Source organism: Actinoplanes sp. NPDC051633 (genome assembly GCF_040681735.1).
Lineage (GTDB): Bacteria > Actinomycetota > Actinomycetes > Mycobacteriales > Micromonosporaceae > Actinoplanes.
This window is the reverse complement of sequence record NZ_JBFAZH010000026.1, coordinates 1-18,933: the sequence shown is the minus strand read 5'-3', so window position 1 is coordinate 18,933 and position 18,933 is coordinate 1. Positions and strand designations below refer to the sequence as shown.

Below are 18,933 nucleotides of genomic sequence, written 5' to 3'. Positions count from 1 at the left end.
CACTAATGTTACGTTCTAATGCTGGATAGTTAGGTGCGTCATATTGATGTTGATTACAATATTTAGCAATCTGATTGGCATTATGACGATCGCCGCGCACATCCAGGGGCGCGCCCGGATCCGGGCAGGGCGGGTCGGCGAAGGGCTGGCGCTGCTCGACGAGGCGATGGTGGCGATCACCGCGGGGGAGACCTCGGCCGGCATCACGTGCTGGATCTACTGCAGCGTCATCGACGCCTGCCATGAGGTGCACGAGGTGCAACGGGCCCGGGAGTGGACCGTGGCCCTGAACGCGTGGTGCGATGCCCAGCCCCAATTTTCCGGGGTCTTCTCCGGCGTGTGTCGCATCCACCGAGCCGAGCTGCTGCAGTTGGGCGGCGCCTGGACGGACGCTGTACGGGAGGCAGGGCTGGCCGGCGAGCAGCTCACCCAGGGGTACGGCGAGGCGATGGCGGGACCGGCGTTCTACCGGCGGGGGGAAGTCCACCGGCTCCGCGGGGAGGCACGTCACGCGGAGGAGGCATACCGCAGCGCCAGCCGGTACGGCGGGCAGACCCAGCCGGGCCTGGCGCTGCTGCGGCTCGCGCAGGGCCGGACAGACGCTGCGGCGGCCGGCATCCGGCGCGCACTGGCCGAGACGGCCGATCGCCTGGCGCGTTCGCGACTCCTGCCGGCCTATGTCGAGATCATGTTGGCTGTGCCGGACGTCGCGGGCGCCCGTGCGGGCGCGACGGAGCTGGCCGAAATCGGCGAGGTCCATGACGCGGCGGCGCTGCGCGCGTGGTCGGCGTACACACGCGGAGCGGTCCACCTCGCCGACGGCGGCCCGGAGGCCGCCCTGCCGGCCCTCCGGCAGGCGTGGCGGCTATGGCGGGACCTGGACATGCCGTACGAGGCCGCGCGGGCGCGGTTGCTGGTCGGGCTGGCCTGCCGCGCCCTGCACGACGAGGACACGGCGGCGATGGAGCTCGACGCCGCACACCAGGTCTTCATCCGGCTGGGCGCGGTCCCGGACGCCACCCGCGCCGAAGGTTTGCTGCATGCCCACCACGCTCCCGACACCGCCGGGCTCAGCGCCCGCGAGCTCGAGGTGTTACGCCTGGTCGCCGCCGGCAAGACCAACCATGCCATCGCAGCTGACCTGTTCCTCAGCGACCGGACGGTCGAGCGGCACGTCAGCAACATCCTGTCGAAGCTCGGGGTGGGCTCGCGCACCGCGGCCGCGGCCTACGCCTTCGAGCATGGGATTCACTCACCCGCTACGTAGAAGCACGCAGTGCCGCGGCGCCCGGGTTGGGCAGTTCTGCCGAAGCCGCGGTGCCGTTGCCCCGCCTAGCGTCGGCGGCATGTCAGGACGCGCGAGGTCAGCCGATGATGTGCCGGGTCCGGTCCGGACGCGGGCGGCCCGGGGTGGGGAGGACGGCATGCGACGGATCGGAGAGCACGCTGTGGTCCTCGGGGCAGGCATGGCCGGGCTGCTTGCCGCCCGGGTGCTGTCCGACGGGTACGGCCGGGTCACGATCCTGGAGCGCGACCCGCTGCCGGATACGGCCGGGGATCGGCGGGGTGTCCCGCAGGGCCGGCACGCACACCTGCTGGTGCCACGTGGGACCGAGATCCTCGACGAGCTCTTCCCGGGCCTCCTTGACGAACTGGCGGCCGGGGGAGTGCCGGTCGTCCGCGACCTCGCGGAGTTCCGTTTCGCGCCGGTCGGGCGTCCGCTCAACCTCCGGGGCCGCCCGGCCGGGCCATTCATCTGCCAGGCCAGCCGGCCCTACCTCGAAGGTTGCGTCCGGGCCCGGGCGCGTGCGCTGCCCACGGTGGCGATCGTGGATCGGTGCGAAGTCGTCGGCCTCGGCACCGATCCGGCCGGGGGCCGCGTCACCGGGGTGCGGGTCGTACGCGCCGGCGGCCACGCCGAGGAGTTCATCGACGCCGACCTGGTCATCGATGCGACCGGCCGTGGCAGCCGGACCCCGAACTGGCTGGCGGCGATCGGATACGACCGGCCGCCCGAGGAGAAGCTCACCATCCAGTTGAAGTACGCCACCCGGCACCTCCGCCGGCGTCCCGGTGCGCTGGGAGGCGCGAAGGTCATCGGGATCGGCGCCGAGCCGGGCCGGCCGACCGGTCTGGTGATGTTCGCCCAGGAGGACGACCGGTGGATTCTAACCGCGTTCGGGTACGACGGGCATCACCCGCCCACTGATCCGGAGGGCTTCGCCGCCTTCATCGAGGCCGTCGCCCCGCCCGACGTCTTCGCGGTGGTCCGCGACGCTGAGCCGCTCGACGACATCGTCGGCCACCGGTTCCCGGCGAACGTCCGGCGTCGCTACGACCGGCTGCGTCGTTTCCCGGCCGGGTTGCTGGTCATCGGCGACGCGGCCTGCACCACGAACCCGGCGTACGCGCTGGGCATGTCGGTCGCCGCAGTGCAGGCGGCAGCCCTGCGGGAAACGCTGGCCGGCGGTGACCGCGGCCTGGCGCGGCGGTTCCTCCGGGCCGCCGCGAAGCCGGCCGGCGTGGCCTGGCAGCTGGCGGTGAGCGGAGATCTGGCCCTGCCTTCGGTGCCGGGACCGCGGCCGTTGCCGGGCCGGGTGCTCAACGCCTACGTGGCACGCGTGCAGGCCGCCGCCGAGCACGACCCGGTCATCGCCGAGCGGCTGCTCCGGGTCGTCTCCCTGCAGGATCCTCCGATCCGCATGTTCCGGCCCTCCACCGCGGTTCCCGTCCTGCTCCGCAGCCTGCGCCGCCCGCCGGCGGCGCCGGTCGACGTCGGCGCCGTCACCACGCCCGGCGCAGGTCCATGGGCCTGAGCGGGCCCGGCGGCGCCCCACCGCGCGGGGCGACCCAGTGGGGCGGGTTGAGCAACGTGCCCTTGCCCGTGCCCTACCTGCTGGGGATCGCTGCCGCCGTGTGGCTGGATCACAGATGGCCGTCGGCGCCGACCGGTCCCCGGTACGTCCAGCGCCTCATCGGCTGGTCACTCGCGGTCACCGGCGTCCGCCTGATCGGGCGGTCATGGACGGCCGCGATACCGGTGAAGCTCACCAACCCCGTGCTGTTGGTGACCAGCGGGCCGTACGCGACCAGCCGCAATCCGATGTACCTCGGCTGGGCGTTGCTTCAGCTCGGCACGGGACTCGTGCGCGGTTCCCGGTGGATGATCGCGGCGGTGCCGGTTGCCGCCGCGTTGGTGCACCGCGACGTCCGCGGCGAGGAGCGGACGCTTGAGGACGCCTTCGGAGAAGAGTTCCGGCGATACCGGGCGACCGTGCCCCGCTACCTGCCGCGTCAGTTGTCGGTGGTACGGCGGCGCGCGGCCTGGTAGAGCTGCAGGAGTTCGTCAGCCGTGGTGGCGTCCTGGGGTGTCTTGTCGTCGCGCCAGCGGCCGGTGAAGCGCGGGAAGCGCAGTGCGAGCCCGGCGTCGTCGGGCAGCTTGCCGCGGGCGGCGGTGTAGTTGGGGGAGGGGGTCAGTTCGGCGGCGACGACCTCGATGACCAGACCGGGTTCGAACCACACGTCGGCGTCGCGGCGGGAGTCGACGCGGGCGGGGCGTTCGTCGCGGATCAGCGGCGCCAGCCGTTCGGGTAGCCCGGCCAGGTCTGCGTCGCTGAACCCGGTGCCGCATTTGGAGACTGCCTGGAACACGTCGTTGTCCGGGTCGTAGGCGGCCAGCAGCAGCGCACCGTACATCCCGGCCCGGCGGCCGCGCCCGTACAGCGCGCCGACCACGACCAGGTCGAGGGTGTCGGTCAGCTCGGTACGGTAGTCGCGCTTGAGTTTGACCCAGGTCCAGCCGCGCGCGCCGGCCTGATAGCCGGCGGCCGGGGCGATCGACTTGCACACCAGCCCCTCGCAGCCGTCGGCCACCGCCTGCTCGAACACGGCGTCCAGCCGGGCGACGTCGGTGACCTGTTCCGCGGTGGCCAGCCGCAGCGGTCCCGAAGGGATGACTGCCGCCGCCAGCCGTTCCCGCCGTTGCAGGTAGCCGAGGTGGGTGAGGTCCTCGCCGTCGGCGTACAGCAGGTCGAAGCAGAACAGGCTCACCGGCACCTGGGCCGCGGCCTCGGTGATGCCGTGGGTGCGGCGGCGGTACATCACCTCCTGGAACGGGCGCAGATCGCCGGAGGCGGGATCGAACGCGACCACCTCGCCCTCGAGGATCACCTCGGTCGGGCGCAGGGCGGCATCGAGCATCCGGACGAGGTCGGGGAACTGCCAGGCCATCCGTTCCAGGCCGCGGGTGTACAGCTCCAGCCGGCCGTCGGCGGTGCGGTGGGCCTGTACCCGGATGCCGTCGTACTTGTACTCTGCCGCGCAGCTGCCGCCCAGCTTGGCGAGCACCTCCGCCGGGGAGGACAGCCGTTGCGCGAGCATCGGCCGGACCGGGTTGCCGGCGCGGACCCGGATCTGCTGCACCGCCTCTGGCCCGCCCTGGGCGACCGTGGCCGCGACCAGCCCCAGATCCGAACAGATGTTGAACGCCCGCTCCAACACCGGGCGGGCCTTGCGGCCACCGGCGTACACCTGCGCCAGCCCGTCCAGGATGGTGGCGGTGCCGATGCCCAGCCGCAGGTTCCCGGTCACCGTACGCACGATGTAGCGCGCTTCCAGCGGCGTCGCCTGGCCCAACAGCCCGGCCAACAGCTCCAGCTTGCGCCCCTGCGACCCGGCCCCCGCCGCGGCGGCGATCTCGTGCAGCGTGTCGAACACAATCGGGACCTGCAGGCCATCGGTACGCTCGGTGCCGCGCTCCTGCAGCAGCCGCTCGGCCGCCAGGCCGAGGTCACCGGTCTCGCGCGCCCCGACCAGAGCTTGTTCCTGCGTCACGCCGGCGGCGGCCCCGACCGCGCGGGCGGCCAGCCGCTCGGCCAGGCCGATGTCCACCCCGGCGAAGTCCGGCGCGATCTTTCCCTGGCACAGCAACGCTATCGCCGGCAGCAACTCGGCCGGTGTGTGAGCGATCAGCTCGGCGATGCGGTCGATCATCGCCAGGCGGCCGGTCGCCTGCTCCAGATCCCGATACGCCTCGGCCAGCGTCTCGTACCGCATCGTCACCGCCCCGTGCGCCGCACCCAACGAAGTGATCCATCCAAGCATCGGCGGATGACCCGTGGCTAGTGCGCCGATTGCTGAATGCGATAGTCAGGGCAGCAGCAGCCCCCAGCCCAGGGCCCACGGTACGAATGCCGCCGCGGTACCGCCCAGCAGGCCCAGCCGGACCCGAGCCAGACCACCGATCTCGGCGCGGACCCGCCACCAGACCACCGCTGTGGCGATCCCCGCTCCGACAACGAGCACGGCCATCAACTGCAGCACCAGCCAGACGACCGGACGGCCGAGTACGACGGGGCCGGCCGCCTGCTCCGAGGACATCAGCAGGGCGGCGACGTAGGCGAACAGCCCGGACACCACGACCGCACCCCCGACCGCCAACCAGCGAGCCGGCCCCACGACCGGACGGCGGCGGCCGATCCCCAGCAGCAGGTACGTCGCGAAGCCCGCGAACAGCAGCAGGAAGACGCCCAGATGCGCGTACCAGTGTGAGGGCAGGGCCGCACTGGTCGTCGCCTGCTCCGGGCGGGCGTCGCGGTCGACGCTCGCCGCCGGATCGGCCAGGCCGCGTACCCAGGACTGGATCAGTCCAACGTAGCCGGTCGCAAACTGACCTTCGGGTGTGATCCAGTTCTGGACCGCGAAGCCGCCGTCGGTAGCGAGATAGCCCGCGTGGTCGCCGTCGGGCAGGACGCGCAGCGAAAACCGCGCATTCCGGGCCTGGATGAGGGCCTGGTCGAAGATCGCCATGCTTTCGGCGGGTGGGCTCAGCTCGTCATGGGCGCCCCAGATCGCCAGGATGGGCTGGCGGAGCCGGGTCAGGGGCGGAATCGGGTCGTACTCCGACTCGGGGAACAGTCCGGCGCCGGTCAGGAGCGCGACCGCGGTGACCGGGTACGCCCGCAGCATCGAACCGGCCACGCCCGCCGCGCGGAGCCGGTTGGCCTTCGCCCAGGCCTCCTGCCGGGCCGGCGCAACCCCGCTGGCTCCGACTGTCACGACGAACGCGACCCGCTCGGACCGGGTGGCGGCCAGCGGCGCAACCCAGCCGCCCTCGCTGACGCCCCACAGCCCCACCCGGGCCGGATCCACTCCGGCCTGACCCCGCAGGACTTCATGCGCGGCCAGGGCATCCTGGGCGAGCTGGCTGAACGAACGCTCGACGAGGGAGTACCCGTCCGTCCGCTTGTCGTAGATGAGCGTCACCATCCCGGCCCGAGCGAACGTCTCGGCCTCCTGGCGGAGCCAGGCGCGGGGACCGGCGCCTCCGCCATGTACGAGCACCATCGCGGGCAATGGCTCGTTCCGAACCACCGGGGCGACCACCGACCCGTGCAGGATCACGCCGCCGCTTCCGGTGAAGGAGACCTCGGTCGTGACCAGGTCGTCGGTGGGACTCGCGACCGCGGGCACGGGCGGCCCGCCCATCGCCCCGAACACGAGGACGGTCAGCGCCAGCAGTTGTTTCATCGACGTATTCACAGCGGTCAGCGTGGCCATGAGGAGGCCGATCGTCGCGGGTGCCAACCCCACCCGAGCCCAATGGTGGGGTTTCCCCCACCCTGGAGATGCGCTGAATGTGCCAGAATCTGGGCATGCTCGGCCCAGGCGTCGGGGAACCGGCTCACCGGTTCCGGGCGATCAGCGTGGCCGTCGTCTCGGTGGCGAGTCGGCTGCGCCTGCTCGGCTGGGCGTTCGTCATGGTGGGCCTGGCGATCGGCGGCCTCGGACTGCTGGCCCTGCTGCTGGTCGGGCTGGCCCTGCTGGTGGTGCCGCCGGTCGGCGCACCAGTGATTGTCGGTGCGGTCCGGCTCATCCGTGACTATGCCCAGGCCTCCCGGTGGCTCGTCGGGAGCACTCTCGACGACGGCGAGCGTGTCGGCTACGGCGCCACGACCTTCGCCGTCGCGGGCCTGCGGCGACTACTGCTGACGCGGCACCCCGACGACCGGCTGCCCAGCCCGTATCCGCCGCGGCCCGAGGTAACCGGGTGGCGACAGTCACTGGCGCTGGTCCGCCAGCCCATGACGTGGCACGACGCGGTCTGGCTCGCGGTCAACGGCACGCTCGGCATCTGTCCGCCCGTTGTGGTGGTCGCTCTGTTCGTCGGATCCGGCGCCTGCTTCGGCCTGCCGCTGCCGTACCGCCCGGCCTGGGCATTGGCCGGCCTGGCCGGCCTGGCCCTGTGGTGGTTGCTGACGCCGCGTCTCCTGGAAACGTCGGCGAGGCTGTCCCGTGTGCTCCTCGGCTCCACCGCCACCGACGCGCTGACCAAGGCGCTGCGGCCGCTCATCGCGCCCCGCCCCGACCCTCCCGTGGACCGATCGGTCGATCCGGCACGTCTGAGTGTTCTCACCGGACGGGAGCGGGAGGTGCTGGCCCTGGTCGCCGATGGCCGCACGAACGCGACCTCCCGCTTGGCATCCTTGCTCCGCTCCATGAGCGCGTTCACCTCTTGACCGCCAGCAGTGCGACACGGCGGCGGCAACATGATGCTTCTGAAAGTGGATTGCAGTGAGACCACGCGGTGGGATTGAGTTCAGGTGTGGCTCCAGCTCTGCACTCCGACGAGATTCCGATCGATGCGGAACTGGTCCAGGGGTTGGTGCGTCGGGCGTTGCCTTCTCACGCGGACGCGCCGGTGCGCCGGTTGGCTTCCAGCGGCTCGACGAACGCGTTGTTCCGTCTCGGTGACGAACTCTTGGTGCGGCTGCCGCGCCAGCCCGGTGGATCGGCGAGCATCTCGAAGGAGGCCACGTGGCTGCCGGTGCTGGGGCCGCTGTTGCCCGTTGCCGTGCCTGAGGTGGTTGCCGTGTTCGAACCCGACCACGCCTACCCGGAGCGCTGGTCGGTGGTCAGGTGGATCGAAGGTACGCACCCTGCGGTGGTCGACCCGGACACATCCATCGACCCACAGCGCGACATCCTGGCCAACGATCTGGCGAAGGTCCTGGACGCCCTGCGGCAGGCGGAGGTACCCACGAGGGCGGTCAATGACCCACACCTGCAGTCGTACCGAGGCGAGCCGCTCGCGACGATGGATGAGGCGACGCGAGAGAACATCGAGCGATGCCGGGCCTTGAAGGACTTCGACCTCGACCTTGACGCCGCGGAGCAGATCTGGGCCGAATCCATGAAGCTATCCGGAGTAGCAGACCGTACGACGCCGCGCTGGTACCACGGCGATCTGGCAGCCGAGAACCTCTTGGTACGTGACGGAGCCCTGACCGCCGTCCTGGATTTCGGGGGCTTGTCGGTCGGCGACCCCACCGTTGACCTCGTTGTGGCTTGGGAGGTGCTCGACCCCTCCGCCAGGGAGCTCTTTCGAAGGCAAGTCGGCGTCGACGACGCGACGTGGCTGCGCGCCCGGGCTTGGGCGCTCTCCATCACGCTCATGATTTGGTACTACTGGACAACCATGCCGGAAAGGCGAGCCCGCTGCATGGCGGTCGGTCGCAACGTCCTGGCCGACGCGGGGTATTCGGTGTGAGACGCGCCCTCCCCCGAAGCCAGCTGTTCTTCAGCCCAGGATCGACGTCCAGCAAGATGGTGAGTGGCGTTGCTCCCGCGCGTTCGAACTCGGCGCCGGGAATCTGCCCGGGCCCCTCGGAGACCGGGCCGGCCGTCGCGGGCCGAACGGCGCCAGGTACACACGCCACCGGGCATGCCCTCTCGCCAGATCAGGGCGCACGGACCTGTGTTCGGCGACCTGTCAGGATCGAGCTCATGGCGAATGTATGGTCCGGCGTGACAATCGACTGCCTCGACCCCGAACGGGTGGCTCGATTCTGGAGTACCCTGCTCGGTCGCGAGCACGGACCATCGCAACAGGGTTGGGTCTACCTCGGCGAACGCAGTGACCCCCAGCCGCGACTGGTGTTCCAGCCGGTGTCCGAGCCGGCAGCCGGCAAGGTGCGGATCCACCTTGACATAACCGTCGACGACATCGAGACGTCCATTGCGGAAGTCATCAAGCTGGGCGGCCGGGCCACGAGTGAACGCCACGACTACGACGAAGGTGTGGTCGTCGTCATGGCGGATCCGGAAAGCCACGAGTTCTGCCTGGTTCAGTACTACGACTGACAGAGGTGGTCAGCGCACTGAGGTCGGCACGATCGGATGCGCTCGACTCGGCAAAACTTGGCTTGCTCAGACAGCCGGTCCTGGCGTCGTCGTGTTGGGTGGGGCATCCCGTCGATCAAGAGTCTGAGCACCCTCCGCCGGAGACTTGAACACGTCCGAGGATCAACGACCGGCGAAGACCTCTCGGAACAGAAGGCGATCTTTTCGAACCGGCGGCCTCCGATCTCGCGGACGATGGTGCTCCGCCGACACGTACCGGCCCGTCCCGACATCGCATCAGGCTAGGTTGACACCTACGCCAGATTGTAGTAAATTTTATACACAACCTATAAGGAGGCGTACGATGGCGACCGAGCGAATCGCCCACCAGAGTGCCTGGTGGACACGGGCGTGCCGGAGGTTGCACGACAGCCGGATAACGGCGCCGTTCCGGTCGCGCGCCGGACGGCAACGACTGGTCGGCCTGTACCTCGTAGTGCTGGCGGCGCTTCCCGTCATGGGTTGGCTCACCGGCCAACTCTGGGTGGTCCTGCTCCTGCTGATCCCGTACGCCATCGGATCCCTGCTACTCGGGATTGCCACACAGGGGCTGCTGGACCGGCCACTCAGGTCCCTCGACGAGCGGCAGGTACACCTGCGCCGATCCCTGTTCCGCGAGCCGTACGCGACCGGGGCAAGCCTCGGGCTCGTCGGCGGACTCGTGGTGGCAGTCGCCACCCTGGCCGACGAGGCGCTGATGATGGGCCTCGTGGTTACCGTCCTCGGGCTGCTCTACGGCGTGCCGTCGATGGTGCTCGCATGGCGGATGCCAGAGAACCCCGCCGGCGATGAGTAAGGAACAACCGGCGTTCTACACGCGGCTGCGCCTGGTACGGACCGAACGCAACCTCACCCGGCAACAGCTAGCCGACGCGGTCGGCGTGCACCTTCAGACCATCGGCTACATCGAACGGGGCGACTACACCCCGAGCCTCGAACTGGCACTGCGGCTGGCTCGGTACTTCGACCTGCCGGTAGAGGCACTGTTCTCCCTCGACCCGTTCGCTCCGCTGGACGCTCGGGCACTTACGGGCGGACACGCGAACCGCGACGATGACGGGCGACGGCCTTAAGGGGAAAGCGCGCGTCGCCCACGACACGACCAGAGTTGTAGCGCCAGGAGTGCAACAGGTTCAGCATGGTGCGCGGCATCGACGCGCAGAAGAGTGCCCATGCGCTCCGCGGGCGGCCTCAGACGGAAGAAGGCTAAGTGTGGGTTGAATCTGCCGCTGTACGCCAAGCCATCTCAGATGTCATCCATCCGTGCAGCAGGCCCAGGCGAAACCCTTATGACATGGTCGACGCATGCACGCCCGCCGCGTCGCCGTCCTGCGGTCTCCGGAAAGGAAGCTCCGATGAGTACCACTGACCTGCGCAGGATCTATCTCGACTACATCGAGGCAGCCAACGCCCGCGAGTTGCACCGCATGGCCGAGTTCGCCCACGACACCATCATCTTCAATGGCGAGACCGTCTCCCGCGACGACTACGTCGCCGCGATGCAGCAGGCCCTGGACTCGGTGCAGAACTTCGTCTGGCGCCTCGACGACCTGATCATCGAGGGCGACCGGGTGGCGGCACGGCTGACCGACACCGGCACCCCCGTGAAGGAGTGGCTCGGCCTACAGCCCACCGGTCGTGACGTCACCTTCACCGAGTACGCCTTCTACCACTTCCGCGACGGCCGCTTCGAGCGCATGTGGTACCTCCTCGACGCCCAAACCATCGAGAAGCAACTGGCAGCCTGATACAACCGGGTGAGATGGCCCCGAACCCGACCGGACCGGCCGTGTCGTACAGGGGGACAGCTCCTCCTCGCGCCGGCGGCGCCGATCGAGAAGGGCGCGGACCCGCAACGCCCGCACTTTGATCCGCTCCAGTTCCGCGAGGTCGTCAGCCGACTCGCCGCGCATGCGCGCGCCACATCGACGAGGCGCCCGCAAATTCGGCCTAGTCGCCTGGTCCGTCGGCGCCGGTGCGGAGTTCGTCGCCGAGCGGGGTGCAGGGGAAGCCCCCGGGTACTTCGGTTCATACGCCGGCCGTGGCGAGGGCGCGCAGCAGCCGGTGCAGGGAGCGCGGATCGCAGCCGGTAACCGTAGCAAGGTCGGCGGCGGTGCGAGGACCCTCGGCGAGATGATCGGACAGGTGTAGCACCGCTGCGACGTGCGCAACCAGCTGTCAGTGGCCGAGATGATCGGAGCCCTCGGCGACCGGGTCTGGTGGCCGACCCTTAGTCTGTCGCTGGGCAAAGCCGCTGACGGAACGCGGCCGTTGGCCCGAGCCCCATCTCTGGTTGACGGCCTCCTCCAAGGTCACTTGATGCGTGACAGCTCCGGCTAGGAACCCTTAACCGTCGATCTTCATCGCGGCTATCCTTGCCGCATCGATGCCAACCCGTACGCGTTGCTGGACCACCTGGGCACCGCCTCGGCGGTCGAACGATCCGTGACGGCCGCGCTGTCGCGGCTGGGTAGCGCATTGCCGGTGCCGCTGCTGCGCAGCACGTACCGGCTGGGCTGCGCCGACATGGCGACGCTGCGGGCGGCGGTCGCGGCCGTGGGGCTGGGAGACGGGCCGTGGTGGGTCGGTCCGTCCGCGACCCCGGGCGCGGATGCGATGCTTGTGGAGATGGGGCTGCGGCTGGTCGACGAGTTGCCGCTGATGTCCGCGTCGCTGGAGTCGCGGTCGCCTGATCTCCCAGCGCCTGACGGCGTTGCGGTCACGCGGGTTCGCTCGGCCGATGACCTGCGCGCCTGGGCGGTGGCGTACGCCGGCGGCCACGCCCACCCGCCGGAGATGGAGCGGGCCTGGTGTGATGTGCTGGCGTCCCTGGGTCTGCACGACCGCGCCCCGCTGCGCCACTACGTCGCCCGCCGTGGCGGCGAGCCCGTCGCCTCGGCCACCGTCTTTCTTGGTGCCGGCGTGGCCGGTCTCTACTTCGTGGCGACTCCGCCCGCCTGGCGGGGTGTAGGCCTGGGCACGGCCGTCACGCTGCACGCGCTGGCTGCCGCGAGGACGGCCGGCTACGGCACCGCCGTGCTCGGCGCAGAAGCGCCGGCGGTAAATCTCTATCGTCGCCTGGGCTTCCGACCCGGCGGCGTCATGCGCGTCTACGCGGGCTGAACCCGCTGGCAGTTTCTTCCTTCACCAGTACGTTCCGGCTGCTTGGCGTATCGAGCGATTCGGGCGCCTCTTCAGGGAACCAGGTGCCGCTGAGGGCGGGGTTTACGTCTCCGACGACAGCTTGCCGCCGATCCAGGGGCAACAACGCCGGTCGATAGGCGGAGACGCTTCTGCAGCATCTTGTGAGACGACCCACCCGCGACTATGGTCTGTCTAGCGGTTCAATAAGTCCACTAGGCGGACCTCCCAATTTCGGCGTCCGGCGACGTGGTGTGCCCGCCTGAGGAGTGCTATGGCCATCAGCCGTCCGCTCAATCAGCGAACGCGACGTGAATCGGTGTATGCGCACGGCGCCGATACCACGGTGGATCCGTCGATGTGCGTCACCGGTAAGAGGCACCGCATCTGATGCGGCTGGAATTCAGCTCCAGACGGGAGTTCCCGGCATGAACAACAATTGGCTCAAGACGGTGGTGCCCATCGCGGTGCTCGCGGTCCTCGCACCGGCGTCGGCTTTGGCGATCAAGGGTTCAGCGAACGGACAGGACAGAAGGCCGGCCGGTATCGATCCGGTGTACGGCGTGTGCCGCGGCGTGGACCCGGCGTGCTACAGCGACTGGGGAACTCAGCGCGACAACAAGGTGCTGGTGTACTCCCGCACGGCGGGACCGCGGCACGCGAATCTCGGACAGACCTTCGATCCCGACAACGCGGCCGTCAAAGATCTCGCCCTTCCCCGCCCCTACGTGATCACCCACGACCACACCGACCCGGCGGTCTGGCCACGGCCCTTGAACAGCTCCAATGTGGCGCAGCACGGGCTGGTCCGGATGCTCGAGGCCGACGGCATCGAGGTCCACGTCACCGAGGACGTTCAGGCGATCGAACGGCTGTCGGCGAGCTACAAGGCCGTGATCTTCATGAGTCCCACCCGGGACACCCTGTGGAACCACGCCCGGGGGGCGGAGGGTGGCACCCGCCTGGACTGGGCGCGGGAGTCGCTCAAGAAGTACATCGAGGGCGGTGGCGGTTTCGTCGGCGTCCACAACGCCTTCGGCACGGAGTACGGCTGGCAGTGGTACGAAGGGCTGCTCGGCAACGCGAACTACTACAACCACGGACGGAACCAGCCCGGCGACGTCGTCGTTGTCAACGACCGCGACGTGTCGACCAGACACCTTCCGCGGCGCTGGAGGTTCTCCGACGAGTGGTACAACCTCGTCCCGTTCCCGACCAATGTGAACTTCCTCGCCACCGTCGACGAGCGGACGCTGGCCGGCGGCGCGGGCGGGGAAGGATCGCACCCCGGACACGGTGACTTCCATCCGGTCACCTGGTGCCAGTACTACGACGGCGGCCGATCCTGGGTCACGACCCTCGGTCACGATGCGGCTGCCTTCCAGGAGAACTCCGACTTCCCTGGTGCGGCCCAGTTCCAAGCGCATCTCGAGCACGGCATCAAGTCCGCCATGGGCCTCGAGCCGTTCTGCACGCCGGCCAAACGCAAGTAGCCATAGCGGAAGGCGATCGATGAAACCACGAACTCTCATGCCGGTCCTGCTCGCCGTCGCCGTCGCTGTCGGGCCGTCGACGGCGTTCGCCCAGAGTCCCAGCACGGGCGTCGATCGGACCGATCCGCCGGGCCTTGAGCCGACCGGGCCGGACATGCCGACCGTCGGTGGCAACCTCGCCAACCAGCACTACTCGGGGCTCACGCAGATCACGAAGCGGAACCTCGACAGGCTGGGCCCGGCCTGGCGCACGCATGTCTCGGCGGTCCCGCCGGCCAGCGACGACGTCGGCCAGCAGACCACCCCCATCGTGTCCGACGGTGTCATCTACCTCGACACACCCGGCGGCGAAGTCATCGCCGTCGACGGCGCGACCGGCCGGCCCAAGTGGAAGTGGGCGCCGGAGGACTTCGACACGGCGGACACCCGGCGCGGAGTCTCCATCGGCGAGGGAAAGGTCTACACGCTGGCCGACGGCGATCGCATCGTCGCCCTGGACAAGGACACCGGTGACCAGGTCTGGGTCGTGCAGCCGGCCGTCCAGGCCGGCGTCGACCTGGGCAGCATCGACCGGGTCGCGACGGTCTACAACGACGGCGTGGTCTACGTCCACGCCGCCAACGGCGACCGCGCCGCGGTCGTGGCGGTGCGCGCCAGCGACGGCGCCTACCTGTGGCACTTCTTCGGCGGACCGGATCGCGGAACCATCTTCACCGACGTCAACGGCAGATCGGTCGATGCCGGCGCCACCTGGGGCCCCGTGCTGCCCGACGGCACCCAGTGCAACCTCGAAGGCGGTGCGACGCCGTGGATGCACGGCGCGGTCGACCCCGAGCTCGGCTTCTACTACATGACCTTCGGCAACCCGCGCAGCTGCCGCAGCTCGCAGGACGGCTCTCAGCGTCCGGGCGACAACCTGTTCTCCGACACCATGGTCGCGGTCGACATGAAGACCGGTGCATACAAGTGGCACTACCAGTCGATCCGGCACGACGTGTGGGACATGGACAACGTCCACCCGCCGACCCTGGCCGACATCAGGGTCAACGGCCAGAAGCGCAAGGTGGTGTTCTACGGCAGCAAGTCGGGGCACCAGTTCGTACTGGACCGGACCAACGGCAAGCCCGTACTGCCGGTGGCCGACAAGCCGATGATCCAGGATTCGCGACAGAACAACGCCGCGACGCAGCCTTTCCCGAAGGAGCGCCTGCTGCCCGAATGCGTCGTCTGGCAGAAGCTCGACCCGCGCAACATCCCGGGTGACCCGTGGCGCGCCGTCCCGAACTACAACGGCTACCAACCCGACGCGGACGGCAACCTGGTCTTCAACCCGGACAGCTACATCGCGGCGGACCAGCCGTTCCTGACGTACCCGGTAGGCAATCCCACGGACCACCGCCGCGGCTGCCTGTACGACCCGCAGTGGGACCTCCCCATCCTGTCGACCACGAGTCAGAACGGCGGCGCCGACTGGTCGAACGACTCCTACAGTCAGAGCACGAACCTGGTCTACTACCCGTACGGCACCAACCTGGTGGCGCACTGGAACGGGGCCGCGGCCAACGGCCAGCGGGCGATCGGTCAGTACCAGACCGGCGGCATCCTCGCCTACGACGCCTCGACCGGGAAGGTGCGGTGGAGCAACCACCTGGGCACCGACATGTCGCACGGCCAGGGCCCGATGACGACCGCGACCGACCTGTTGTTCGCCGGTCAGATCGACGGCCGCCTGCTGGCGATGGACGCCCGCTCCGGCGACGTCCTGTGGAAGTTCCAGACCGGCTCGGGCATCGCCGGCGCCCCGATCACCTACATGGTCAACGGCGAACAGTACGTCGCCGTCCTGGCCGCCGGCTCCACCAACCCGTACGGCGCCTCGGTGACCCAGGGTGACTCGCTGTGGGCGTTCAAGCTCGGCGGCACCTACCGGACGGAGTCGGGTAGCCAGGAAGGGCCGGACACCGCTCCGCTGGCGATCCGCCGTCCCGTTCAGGGCGATCCGGTCGACGGAGCGACGGTGAGCAACACCGTGTACCTGGGCCGTCAGGACCGCACGACCGACACCGCCGCGGCGCGGGACAGCACCGCACAGCGCGGTATGGCCCCGACACACCTCAGGGTTCCGGTCGGGGCCACCGTGACCTTCCTGAACCCGGGAGCGGAGACCTTCCCGAACTTCCCCAACCGACTGCCGCACTGCGCGACCCAGTACTTCGAAGGGCTCTTCAACCCTCGCCTGAATCCTGGGGAGCGCTTCGAGTTCACGTTCGACCGCGCCGGTGAGTACTACTTCAACGACTGCACCGACCCGCGGCCGGCCGGCAAGATCGAGGTGTACCCGTCACCCCGGGACCTGCCGGGTGCGTTGCGATTCCTGCCCGCGACCATCGACCTCGGCTCGCGGACCGGGACGTTCACCGGAGTGCGCGGCGTCGTCACCGCGACGCTGCGTCTTCCGGCCGGCTACCGGCTCGATGGCGACGGCGACGTCGTGCTGCGGACGCCACTGTCGCGGACACCCGTGGCGGCCAGACACGCGCACGCGATCGGCCGCACGCTGATCGTGGTGTTCGACAAGGCCGACCTCGACAACAACGTGCCGGAAGGTGACGCGGTGCCGCTGACGGTCGTGGCGAACTTCCAGCACAACGGAAACCAGGAGCAGCTCACGTCGACGGCGACGGTGCGGGTCGTCAAGTAGAGAGGGGGCACCGGGTCCGGCGAGGCGGCAACACATGTCTCGCCGGACCCGGTGCCGTTGCTCACAGACGCTGTCGGTCGCCCATCCGGCGGAAGGCCGACGGACTGTAATACCGGGTGACGGTGCCGTCGGGTGCGATCTCGCGGCTGTAGTGCTTGAGGAAGTTCCACAGCAGCGGTGACTCCTCGGCCATGGTGTTGTGCGACCGATAGAGATTCTTCGTCAGCTTGAGCACGGGAACGCCGCGTCGCCGCCACGTCCAGGTCCGGAAGCGGTCGCGGTAGCCACTGCGGCGCCCGGTCACGCTGTCCACCTCGGACAGAGTGAGCCCGTCGACGCGGAGATGGTATGCGGCCCAGTCGTCGAGCAGGTTGTGGGTGTCGTCCCACAGCGTGCCCTCCAGGAACGCGAGGTCGCCGTAGCCGTAGATCTGGTAGTTCGGGATGAGCGAGCCACTGGCCGGATACGTGACGCCGTCAATGGTGACGTTTCCCGAGGCGTCGGGCGCGGCGGTGAAGGAGGTGGAGGCGACCGCGGCGAAGTACTCCGGGAAGGCGATGGCGAAGTTCTGGGTGACGGAGCTGCCGGCGGACTGCCCGGTGCTGTAGAACCGGGTGGGGTCGACGTCGTACTCGGCGGTGATCGTGTCGCGCAGCTGCCGGAAGAACTGGTTCGATTCGCGGTGACTGACCGACACCGAGGTGTTGCTGTACTGCTCGCAGACGACGACCAGCACAAATCCCTCGCGCTCGGCCACCTTCCACCATCCGGTGGCATCCACGAAGACCTTGTCGGTCTGGCTGTTGCCGGGCCAGACGAAGACCACCGGCGCCCGGCGACGCGCCGATCGTGGCGCGTACACCAGGTATTCCCGGACGAAGCCTGCCACCGTCATCGTGCGCACCTCGATGCCGAGCCGGCGGTAGTCGGCACGTTCGAGGAGCTGGTTGCCGTAGGCGAAGAAGTTCTCGTAGCGCGTATAGGCGGTCAGGAACTCGACGATGCGGTGGGCGGTGCGCCGGCTGCGCGGGTCGGCGGGCCGCGGTTGCACCGCCACCCGCGAGATGGGTCCGGCATGCGAGGTCATCCACCGGTCCGAGCCGCGCTTCTGCCGGTACGTCGTGCCGAAGGCGTCATGAGTTCCGGAGGCGACGGTGTCGTTGGCGCGCTTCCAGTAGGCGATGCTCTCGGCTGCCCGCCGGTCGGGGTGCAGGTACCAGGTGGGCAGCACCGTCTCGTCGTACCGGATCAGGTCGAAGTCGGGCGGGAACTCGACCGGGGTGTAGCCGTCGGTCTGGCCACCGAACTCGCGGGAGGCGTACGAGTCGAGGTAGGCGGCGCTCAGGCCGGTCGAGTCCACGTACGCCTGGGCGATGACCCGCAGCGGGTGCGCGACCGCCCAGGCTTCCAGCGCGGGTCCGCCGCGGGCGTACCCGACGAGGTAGTGCAGCCCGAAGATGGAGAAGTAGCGGTTGTTCTGGAAGAACGACATGGCCGCCTCGACGTAGCCGGCCTCCTCGGAGAAGGAGCCCCAGCCGCCCGGCCCGGGCTCGAGCACGAACAGGCCCTCCTGCCGCCGGTCGGCCACCTCGAGCCATCCCGAGATACGGAGGAAACTCGCGGTGTCCACGCCGTCGGGCACCGCGATCACCGTGAAGTACGAGCGGATCGGCGTCTCGGGGGAGATGTAGACCTTCGCGGTGCGACCGTCGAAGGACTTCGTCCAGTAGCCGGTCATCTCGCGGGGCAGCCTGTTGGCGCGCGAGTAGTCGTAGGCGGGGAACGGCCGGCCGTCGAGCGACCGGACTTCCGCGGCGGCGGCCGGTGCCGCCGGAGCCAGCGCCGCGGTCACCGCGAGCCCGGCCGTGCCGGCGAGGAGCCGGCGGCGATCGATGCTGGTCATGCGGGTGTCCTTTCCCGTTGGAGGTATTCGCGGGTCGCCGTGATGGCCCGCCGGGCGTGTTCCTTGCCGCCGACCTGGGCGACGAGCGTCGCCCGCGGGATCTCGAGGGCGTAGGGGAGCCCGGCCGGCAGAGCGGCGAGGATGCCGTGCACGTCGATGCCTCCCTCGCCGGGGAAGAGGCGCTCGAACCGGGCGGTGTGGATGAGCCCTTCGTTGGTGGCCGGCACCGCGGGTGGCGCGTCGCAGACGTGCACGAAGTGGAACCATTCGGCGGGTAGCTCGCGCAGGTCGGCCACGCTCGACCCGGACCGGGCGAAGTGCAACAGGTCGACGAGGATGCCGGCGTTCGGCTGGCCGGCGCCGCGCAGGACCCGCACCGCGGACGGCAGGTCCGGCGTCTCGGTCCAGGACGGGAACTCGAGGTCGACGGTGAGCCCCAACGGCCGGGCCATCTCGCAGAGCACCGCGAACCGGTCGATATCTTCTTGAGCCTGTTGAGAATCCTCTTGTAAAAA

Annotated in this window: 16 protein-coding genes and 1 pseudogene; 12 read left to right on the top strand and 5 right to left on the bottom strand. The window is 69.4% G+C overall.

Annotation, left to right across the window (positions count from 1 at the left end; genetic code table 11):
• Positions 1-82 (bottom strand): annotated as a pseudogene (locus AB0M20_RS03275) (plasmid mobilization relaxosome protein MobC); the annotation flags it as partial.
• Here AB0M20_RS03275 and AB0M20_RS03270 point away from each other — a divergent pair.
• From AB0M20_RS03270 to AB0M20_RS03260, 3 genes are all read left to right on the top strand, one after another.
• Complete coding sequence (locus tag AB0M20_RS03270; RefSeq protein ID WP_364292908.1) at positions 83-1,267, top strand: response regulator transcription factor; 1,185 nt, start codon at positions 83-85, stop codon at positions 1,265-1,267.
• A gap of 157 nt (positions 1,268-1,424) precedes the next feature.
• Positions 1,425-2,816, top strand: a complete 1,392-nt coding sequence (locus tag AB0M20_RS03265) for an FAD-dependent monooxygenase (protein ID WP_364292905.1) — start codon at positions 1,425-1,427, stop codon at positions 2,814-2,816.
• A complete protein-coding gene (locus tag AB0M20_RS03260) occupies positions 2,807-3,331 on the top strand; it encodes an isoprenylcysteine carboxylmethyltransferase family protein (protein ID WP_364292902.1) in 525 nt (174 codons plus the stop codon). Before AB0M20_RS03265 ends, AB0M20_RS03260 begins: the two co-directional genes overlap by 10 nt.
• Here AB0M20_RS03260 and AB0M20_RS03255 read toward each other — a convergent pair.
• Positions 3,295-5,082, bottom strand: coding sequence for an ATP-dependent DNA ligase (locus tag AB0M20_RS03255; protein WP_364292899.1), 1,788 nt, complete (start codon positions 5,080-5,082; stop codon positions 3,295-3,297). The two genes, AB0M20_RS03260 and AB0M20_RS03255, sit on opposite strands and share 37 nt — an antisense overlap.
• Before the next feature lie 66 nt (positions 5,083-5,148).
• Positions 5,149-6,528 (bottom strand): prolyl oligopeptidase family serine peptidase, encoded by a 1,380-nt coding sequence (locus AB0M20_RS03250; RefSeq protein WP_364292896.1) that lies wholly within the window; start codon positions 6,526-6,528, stop codon positions 5,149-5,151.
• Between the two features lie 125 nt (positions 6,529-6,653).
• Here AB0M20_RS03250 and AB0M20_RS03245 point away from each other — a divergent pair, with 125 nt between their 5' ends.
• The 9 genes from AB0M20_RS03245 to AB0M20_RS03205 all read left to right on the top strand — a co-directional run bounded on the left by AB0M20_RS03245 (position 6,654) and on the right by AB0M20_RS03205 (position 16,515).
• A complete protein-coding gene (locus AB0M20_RS03245; RefSeq protein ID WP_364292893.1) occupies positions 6,654-7,517 on the top strand; it encodes a sensor domain-containing protein in 864 nt (287 codons plus the stop codon).
• 86 nt (positions 7,518-7,603) lie between these two features.
• On the top strand, positions 7,604-8,548 hold the full coding sequence (locus AB0M20_RS03240) for an aminoglycoside phosphotransferase family protein (RefSeq protein WP_364292890.1): 945 nt from the start codon (positions 7,604-7,606) through the stop codon (positions 8,546-8,548).
• A gap of 257 nt (positions 8,549-8,805) precedes the next feature.
• Positions 8,806-9,141 (top strand): VOC family protein, encoded by a 336-nt coding sequence (locus tag AB0M20_RS03235; protein WP_364292887.1) that lies wholly within the window; start codon positions 8,806-8,808, stop codon positions 9,139-9,141.
• A 343-nt stretch (positions 9,142-9,484) separates the two neighbouring features.
• Positions 9,485-9,976, top strand: a complete 492-nt coding sequence (locus AB0M20_RS03230) for a hypothetical protein (RefSeq protein WP_364292884.1) — start codon at positions 9,485-9,487, stop codon at positions 9,974-9,976.
• The gene (locus AB0M20_RS03225) at positions 9,969-10,253 is read left to right on the top strand and encodes a helix-turn-helix transcriptional regulator (RefSeq protein WP_364292881.1); all 285 of its coding nucleotides are present in this window, start codon (positions 9,969-9,971) and stop codon (positions 10,251-10,253) included. The genes AB0M20_RS03230 and AB0M20_RS03225 overlap by 8 nt, the downstream gene beginning before the upstream one ends.
• Before the next feature lie 282 nt (positions 10,254-10,535).
• Positions 10,536-10,928 carry an ester cyclase gene (locus AB0M20_RS03220; RefSeq protein ID WP_364292878.1) on the top strand — a complete coding sequence of 131 codons (393 nt, stop codon included), beginning with the start codon at positions 10,536-10,538 and terminating at the stop codon, positions 10,926-10,928.
• 655 nt (positions 10,929-11,583) lie between these two features.
• Positions 11,584-12,303 carry a GNAT family N-acetyltransferase gene (locus AB0M20_RS03215; RefSeq protein WP_364292875.1) on the top strand — a complete coding sequence of 240 codons (720 nt, stop codon included), beginning with the start codon at positions 11,584-11,586 and terminating at the stop codon, positions 12,301-12,303.
• Positions 12,304-12,749: 446 nt separating this feature from the next.
• Entirely contained in the window at positions 12,750-13,814 is a 1,065-nt protein-coding gene (locus tag AB0M20_RS03210) for a ThuA domain-containing protein (protein WP_364292872.1), read from the top strand.
• Between the two features lie 19 nt (positions 13,815-13,833).
• Positions 13,834-16,515, top strand: a complete 2,682-nt coding sequence (locus AB0M20_RS03205; RefSeq protein WP_364292869.1) for a PQQ-binding-like beta-propeller repeat protein — start codon at positions 13,834-13,836, stop codon at positions 16,513-16,515.
• A 61-nt stretch (positions 16,516-16,576) separates the two neighbouring features.
• Here the strand turns inward: AB0M20_RS03205 and AB0M20_RS03200 are convergent, their stop codons facing one another.
• Positions 16,577-18,418 carry a PHB depolymerase family esterase gene (locus AB0M20_RS03200; protein WP_364292866.1) on the bottom strand — a complete coding sequence of 614 codons (1,842 nt, stop codon included), beginning with the start codon at positions 18,416-18,418 and terminating at the stop codon, positions 16,577-16,579.
• Positions 18,415-18,933 (bottom strand): TIM barrel protein (locus AB0M20_RS03195; protein WP_364292863.1); only part of this gene is annotated, 519 nt, incomplete at its 5' end. The genes AB0M20_RS03195 and AB0M20_RS03200, both read right to left, overlap by 4 nt.

What these genes read in the sequence shown, in the direction of transcription:
- AB0M20_RS03270 (WP_364292908.1), top strand. Translation starts at nt 83, where the DNA reads ATGACGATCGCCGCGCACATCCAGGGGCGCGCCCGGATCCGGGCAGGG.
- AB0M20_RS03265 (WP_364292905.1), top strand. Translation starts at nt 1,425, where the DNA reads ATGCGACGGATCGGAGAGCACGCTGTGGTCCTCGGGGCAGGCATGGCC.
- AB0M20_RS03260 (WP_364292902.1), top strand. Translation starts at nt 2,807, where the DNA reads ATGGGCCTGAGCGGGCCCGGCGGCGCCCCACCGCGCGGGGCGACCCAG.
- AB0M20_RS03250 (WP_364292896.1), bottom strand. Translation starts at nt 6,528, where the DNA reads ATGAAACAACTGCTGGCGCTGACCGTCCTCGTGTTCGGGGCGATGGGC.
- AB0M20_RS03245 (WP_364292893.1), top strand. Translation starts at nt 6,654, where the DNA reads ATGCTCGGCCCAGGCGTCGGGGAACCGGCTCACCGGTTCCGGGCGATC.
- AB0M20_RS03230 (WP_364292884.1), top strand. Translation starts at nt 9,485, where the DNA reads ATGGCGACCGAGCGAATCGCCCACCAGAGTGCCTGGTGGACACGGGCG.
- AB0M20_RS03225 (WP_364292881.1), top strand. Translation starts at nt 9,969, where the DNA reads ATGAGTAAGGAACAACCGGCGTTCTACACGCGGCTGCGCCTGGTACGG.
- AB0M20_RS03220 (WP_364292878.1), top strand. Translation starts at nt 10,536, where the DNA reads ATGAGTACCACTGACCTGCGCAGGATCTATCTCGACTACATCGAGGCA.
- AB0M20_RS03210 (WP_364292872.1), top strand. Translation starts at nt 12,750, where the DNA reads ATGAACAACAATTGGCTCAAGACGGTGGTGCCCATCGCGGTGCTCGCG.
- AB0M20_RS03205 (WP_364292869.1), top strand. Translation starts at nt 13,834, where the DNA reads ATGAAACCACGAACTCTCATGCCGGTCCTGCTCGCCGTCGCCGTCGCT.
- AB0M20_RS03200 (WP_364292866.1), bottom strand. Translation starts at nt 18,418, where the DNA reads ATGACCAGCATCGATCGCCGCCGGCTCCTCGCCGGCACGGCCGGGCTC.